General features: G+C 34.9%; 6 protein-coding genes. All 6 read right to left on the bottom strand.

Annotated elements, in window-relative coordinates:
- Positions 1 to 426: 426 nt before the first annotated feature.
- Positions 427 to 1107, bottom strand: a complete 681-nt coding sequence (locus M0P98_09025) for a hypothetical protein (protein ID MCK9266988.1) — start codon at positions 1105 to 1107, stop codon at positions 427 to 429.
- A gap of 14 nt (positions 1108 to 1121) precedes the next feature.
- The gene (locus M0P98_09020; GenBank protein MCK9266987.1) at positions 1122 to 1271 is read right to left on the bottom strand and encodes a hypothetical protein; all 150 of its coding nucleotides are present in this window, start codon (positions 1269 to 1271) and stop codon (positions 1122 to 1124) included.
- 111 nt (positions 1272 to 1382) lie between these two features.
- Positions 1383 to 2063, bottom strand: a complete 681-nt coding sequence (locus M0P98_09015; GenBank protein MCK9266986.1) for a hypothetical protein — start codon at positions 2061 to 2063, stop codon at positions 1383 to 1385.
- Between the two features lie 125 nt (positions 2064 to 2188).
- Positions 2189 to 3466 (bottom strand): hypothetical protein, encoded by a 1278-nt coding sequence (locus M0P98_09010; protein MCK9266985.1) that lies wholly within the window; start codon positions 3464 to 3466, stop codon positions 2189 to 2191.
- Between the two features lie 164 nt (positions 3467 to 3630).
- Positions 3631 to 5031, bottom strand: a complete 1401-nt coding sequence (locus tag M0P98_09005; protein ID MCK9266984.1) for an ankyrin repeat domain-containing protein — start codon at positions 5029 to 5031, stop codon at positions 3631 to 3633.
- A gap of 65 nt (positions 5032 to 5096) precedes the next feature.
- On the bottom strand, positions 5097 to 5858 hold the full coding sequence (locus tag M0P98_09000; GenBank protein ID MCK9266983.1) for a hypothetical protein: 762 nt from the start codon (positions 5856 to 5858) through the stop codon (positions 5097 to 5099).
- Between the last annotated feature and the right edge of the window lie 166 nt (positions 5859 to 6024).

Genomic DNA, 6024 nt, shown 5'->3' with positions numbered 1-6024 from the left:
TTCCGGATCAAGTCCGGAATGACAATCTTTCCTTATTTGCCTCTCCTCTGGGGGAGAGGATGCAAGGTGAGGGGGTCTTTTTTCTTTATGTTTCGCTTTTATTTTTTCGTCTTCCGCTTTTCCTTGCTATTGTTCCTTCCCATTCCTTTTCCGCCTTCGGCGAGATTGCACGTTGAGAAACACTCGCAATAACAAGCAAAAAGCAAACCCCCCCCTCCACCTGCGCCAAGGTATACCTGCCGAAGCTTGTATTGTAGCGTAGGTTGGCTTCGGCGGACAAGCCTCTTCCCATTAACCCTTTGCAAACCTCTGAGGACCAACCATCCCAATCACTTCTAAGGGGAAAAGGCAAAGAGAAGGAGTGAGTAAATAACACCACATACTTTTTTCCCTCTACTATTGTATGCCTTGTAAAAACGGAACGTGTTAAATATACATTACATTTCTTCTTGGAGTAAAACCAACAACCCGATTTATTAACATTTCGCTTCCAACAAAGCCATCAACTTTAAATGATTTAATAATTTTACTTAACTCTTCAGGAAGATAGTTTCCAGAGAGTAGTTTGAAGGTAACACCGTTCAATTCAACTTCAACTGTATATGTATCTGTTTCAAATTTACCGTAAGTTGGAAAAAAATCTGTAAATTTACCCACATAAGGAAAATCAACTATAGAATTATTCAGAAAGAAGGAAATTTGAGCACCCGTATCAAATAACATTGTGTATTCTTTATTGGCTATACTGGCTGTGAATGCTGGAACATTCATAATATTTGATAACCTCACCTCTTTTCCTGTATATTCCAACTCGTTTTTTGAAATGGTGAGTTGATTTTTACCAATATCTATAATATGGTCAAACTTACCAATCACATCCATTCCAATTAATCCGACACAATTAACACCAACGTGTTTAACGATAGTTTCAGTACCGAAAGACCCTATAGGAATAGGAAAATTCGAGGGAAGTTGAAATTTGATGCCATCAATAGAGATGTTTTCTTTATCTCCGAAACTATAAGGTGAACCTGTATCAAACAACCATAAATTTCCATCTAATTCAACAAATGGATGCTTTTCTTTTAAATAGATAGGAAGTATCATAAAATTTGTCTCCTTTAATAGTAGGTGATGCTTGTTATAATGCTTTTAACTTTGTAAAACATAGTCGCCCGAAAACTACTTGAAGTAGTAATTATTCCTCCTGTTTTTTTCACCTCCTCTGCTTTTTTACCTGTTGCTTTAACTTCTTTTTTTTCTTTAGACATAAGAACCTCCTTTTTCGCCTTGGTAGATTGTCCCCAACCTTTTTGCAAACCCCCGCGGATTACTCCGCAAACCTCGGGGGATTGCTTTATCTTCCTCTCAATACGAAAGGGTTAAATATACATTACATTTCTTCTTGGAGCAAAACCGACAACCCGGTTTATTAACATCTCGTTTCCAATAACTCCGCTGGCTCCTAAAAACTGGATGCCTGCACTAAGAAATAAAGGAAGTTCACTTCCACAAATAAGTTGTAAGACAATCTCGTTTAACTTAACTTCTACTTTATAGGTATCTGTTTCAAACTCACCTTGAAGTGGATTAAAGTCTTTAAACTTTTCCACGAAAGGAAAGTTAACGATAGAATCATCCAGAAAGAAGGAAATCTGTGCACCCGTATCAAACAACATCTTATATTCTTTGTTAGCTATATTGGCGTTGATTGTTGTAAAGCCCATAAAAGAGGATAACTTAACTTCTTGTCCTGTATATTTCAATTCGTTTTCCGAAATAGTAAGTTGATTTTTATCAATATCTATAATATGGTCAAACTTACCAAGTACGTCCATTCCAAGTAACCCAACGCACTTAACACCAACTTGTTTAGAAATCATTTCAGCATCAAAAGCCCCCATAGGAGTTGGTAAACTCGAGGGAAGTTGAAATTTTTTACTATCAATAGAAATGTTTTCTGTTTCTGTGAAACTGTGACTCGCTCCCGTATCAAACAAAAATAAATTTCCGTCCAATTCAATAAATAGATGCTTATTTTTTAAATAGATAGGCAGTATCATAAAATTTGCCTCCTTTAATAGTAGGTGATGCTTGTTATAATGCTTTTAACTTTGTAAAACATAGTCGCCCGAAAACTTTTTGATATCTCACCTCCTATTGGTATTGGCGACGTAAAACTTTGTTATTAGATATTGCGTAAGTCAATTTTATCTTTTGAAATTATTAATAAATCATTGTCGGTTGCTATTGTGTCCAACCATTTTTGATAAAATTTATCCTCAGCCATATCTGTAATATCTACCTTGTTAGGGTTGTTGAAGAAGACCTTCCCGTCTTTAAATTCATTAATGACTATAGCATGAGGAGCTATTCCCCAATTGACAGTAGGGATTACTACTCCTGCTTTTTTTGCTACTATCTTTAGCGGAAGGTCTTTATATTCATATCCGTATTCTTCTTTCCAGTTTTCTCTCCATTCCACTAAATTGATTTTATCTGCTAAATTGTTACATCTTTCTCTCTGACCTTTAATCCAATCTTCTATTTCTTGCCTTGTTTTTTGAGTGCTATTAGCTATGTGAATATAACTTGCTTCAAGTAGCACATTAGGGTTTCTTGAAATAAAAATTACATTAAGCCCTTCTTCTGCAGCCACAGCACAGTTACCCCAAGGAACAGAAAAAAATGTAGGTCCAATGGTCGGCACCATTTTGTGTAATTTGTCCAATGTTAGGTCTATTCCGTAATAAGCTAAAGCCATTTGTATTGCTACAACCTGACAATTTTCGTGAGCATCGTTTTCTTTGTGAAGAGATGGAATATTCATTTCTACTGCCTCCTGAATTGCTCCTGTTGGTTCTATTGTTCTTTGTTGAGAGATTCCTAACATCTCTAATGATATTGCCATTGTTTCTACTGCTTTGCCTGCAAGCACCATTGCAGATATAGCGGTATCTGCTGATTTTATTGTCTTAAGAGCGTGTTTTGTTGTTTCTAATGCTTTAGTCCATAATTTCTTTGATGGTTCTATCCTTGCTGAGGTTATTGCTTTTTCCGCTTCCCTTACTGTCATTACGGCATTACTTGCTGCTCTTTCTGTTGAATTGGCTGTTTTCATTGCATCTCCCATCGCTTTTGTTGCAATGTCTTTTAACTCAGGTATTATCTCTACAGCCAGAATTGCTGTTGTCGCTTCCTTTAATGCCTCTGTTGTTTCTTTTACTGTTTTTTTCATTTCCTCTGCTTTCATAACTGCTACCCATTCTGGAAAGTACGCTGCTGGTGCTATAGGCGGTGGTGTAGCAGCGGTTGCAGGTCCACCTCCACCTTCTTCTGCTCTTCTTACCTTTTTTTCTGTTATAGTTACTAGCTCTTCTATCGCCTTTACTGCTTCTTCTGACCTTTTTGCTACCTCCTCTGTCTTTATAACTACTACCTTTACTGCCTCCCTTACTTTTAACATAATTCCCCCTTTCTTTAATTTATTTGTATCCGTATAGAAACTATCATTACGTTAGCAAGATTAATTTTAAAGCGGTTGTTATAGTTTTTTACCATACTTTTTATTACTATATTTTTAAAACTAAGACATTTGTTGCTTCATCTCTTTTGTTAGAAAATTTTATATCAGAAAAGCCTAATTGTTCCATCATAATTTAGTATTTCATCGAATGTTATATTGCTACCAGGCCGTCCAGTGGGATTAAGTCTTTGTAATGTTATCGGCGCATCCTCTTCGTCTATAACTTTACCTAAAAGCATCGGTTGCCATCCTTGTCGTGTCAACCAGTATTTGTCAGTGTCATCTTTTTTTATTGCATTATGTTTGCCTCTCAGTGCAAATTTATCAACTTCTTCATTATTTTCCCCTTTGCTTATATATATAACATCCAATTCTTGAGGAATTAGATAATACTTTTTTTCTTTCTCCTCATAATAAAAACTTGGTGGTAGAGGTACATACTTCATTTTTGAAGTGATATCGAGACGTTTCATATCAAGATATTTTTGTCTCTTCTTCATTAGTTCTGTAGAAACTATGAAAAGATCACAGTGTCTGGTTAACACCATCTTTGTTTTTTTTCCACTCCATATATAAAAGCTTGGATGTATATCACACTTTGCAGCTAATAAGCAACCAATTTCCAGCCCTATACCATATTTTGAAAATACAGTTTTTACAAAATCTCTCCACTTTTGTAAACTAGCGTCTTTTCGGTAAATAATAACGCCAAGAAATTTTTCATACCAGAAAACGTATTGAATTTTTTCAATTGTTATGCCAAAAAATTTCAAGTCATCATCTCTTTTCTCATATAACGTTATTTGATCTAATTCTTCAAATGTCATATCGGATAAAGCGTGGACGATTTTCCCATATTGCTCATCATTTTCAAACTTCTTGTGATATTCATATAGAGACTGTAATACTTCAATTTCTTTTTTATCCATATTATGAAACATCTGCAAGGATGTTCCCCATTTTATTGTGCCTAAATAAGATTCTCGAAAAAAACCTTCTGGCTCTGTCCCCTTCATAAAATTTCCAGTCAATGTTGTTTGTAGCATTTTCAAAATTTGAGTGTCAAATCCCCACCATTCGTATGTGTCAAACGCTATATCAAGAGGAGTAATGCCTTTATTGTTCTGGGCATTTACTATTGCTCCCGACTCTATCAATAGTTTAGCAATTTCTGCATGCCCTTCTCTAACTGCCAAATGCAAAGGTGTTTCCCCATAATTGTTCTCTATATTAATATCTGCACCTTTATCTATTAGAAGTTTACCAATATCTGTATATCCTCTACTTGCTGCTAAATGTAACGGTGTTATTTCCCCATTATTCTTAGCGTTAATCTCCGCACTTTTGTTTATCAGCAGTTCAGCAACTTCTTTCTTTTCCATACGGACTGCTATATGTAAAAATGTATCTCCTGTATCATTTCTGATATTAACGTCTTTTTTCTCAGCTAATAGTTTTTTTACTGTCTCTAAATCGTTTTTTCTTATTGTTTCTCGCACATCCATATAGCCCCCCTTTAAATTCATAGCATTATGTTTACTAATACAAACTATACACGGTGCCAAAGAATCTATTGATTGATATCCTCTTTCTTGCCTGTTTTGATGCTCGTAACAGTAGAAATTAGAATATGCCAACCGATTACTCCTCCTATTGCTAAAAACATCAAAACTTGTTTCCAATCAAGACTATTGACAAATAGTTGCAAGCCTTCTTTCCACTGCCGTCTGTAAACAAGGTCAGGATGTAGAACAACTGACTCTACTATAGATTTAAAAACTGGCTCATAAATTACATAATCTTTTTCTAAGCAAGTTGCAGATATTCTAATCCACCCTTTTTGTGTTAAGATTATTCCATAAAGATTAGATAGTTTACCGGTTTTTCTGCTTGTAGATTCCTCTTGTCTCCATACTATGTGAAGTTTTCTGTCATAATAGATTTTTTTTAAACAACTCTCCAAAATGGTGGGACTGAAATCTTGTTCTATTTTATCCACACTTAAAGATATTTCTTTTAATGAATCATACACTTCTTTCTCTTTAATGCGACCTGAATGTTTTATCTCCACCAGAAGAAACGGATGTTTAAACCATGCATCTGAATCAGATTTTAATTGAAAAGCGTAGTTATAACGTAATGTTGAAAAACCTGGCTCGTGTATTAGATGTTGCATAGTTTGGAAATCCAGAATATCTCTTGGTATCTCTACCCATCCGTCAGGTAATGATATTGAAAAATCACCGTTTTTTACCAGTATCTTTCCATAAGATATTTGTATATTAACAAATGTAAAGCAACATAAAATAAATATAAAGGTTTTAATTTTCATAAGCCCCCTTTATCTGTTTAAGAATCGTATTCACCATAGTAGCCCACGTTTCCACTTATTAAACAAATTTTCTTCTCTGTAAATGTTTATGACATACTTGCAAAACATCTTTCCAATATCTCCTTGTTTATAGAAAGATTTCCAGGAGGAAGATTGCCTATTTCCA

The sequence above is a fragment of the bacterium genome (genome assembly GCA_023230585.1).
Lineage (GTDB): Bacteria > Ratteibacteria > UBA8468 > B48-G9 > JAFGKM01 > JALNXB01.
This window is presented reverse-complemented; position numbering and strand designations above follow the sequence as displayed.

Coding starts and splice junctions, on each gene's coding strand:
- M0P98_09025 (MCK9266988.1), bottom strand. CDS start 1,107: ATGATACTTCCTATCTATTTAAAAGAAAAGCATCCATTTGTTGAATTA.
- M0P98_09020 (MCK9266987.1), bottom strand. CDS start 1,271: ATGTCTAAAGAAAAAAAAGAAGTTAAAGCAACAGGTAAAAAAGCAGAG.
- M0P98_09015 (MCK9266986.1), bottom strand. CDS start 2,063: ATGATACTGCCTATCTATTTAAAAAATAAGCATCTATTTATTGAATTG.
- M0P98_09010 (MCK9266985.1), bottom strand. CDS start 3,466: ATGTTAAAAGTAAGGGAGGCAGTAAAGGTAGTAGTTATAAAGACAGAG.
- M0P98_09005 (MCK9266984.1), bottom strand. CDS start 5,031: ATGGATGTGCGAGAAACAATAAGAAAAAACGATTTAGAGACAGTAAAA.
- M0P98_09000 (MCK9266983.1), bottom strand. CDS start 5,858: ATGAAAATTAAAACCTTTATATTTATTTTATGTTGCTTTACATTTGTT.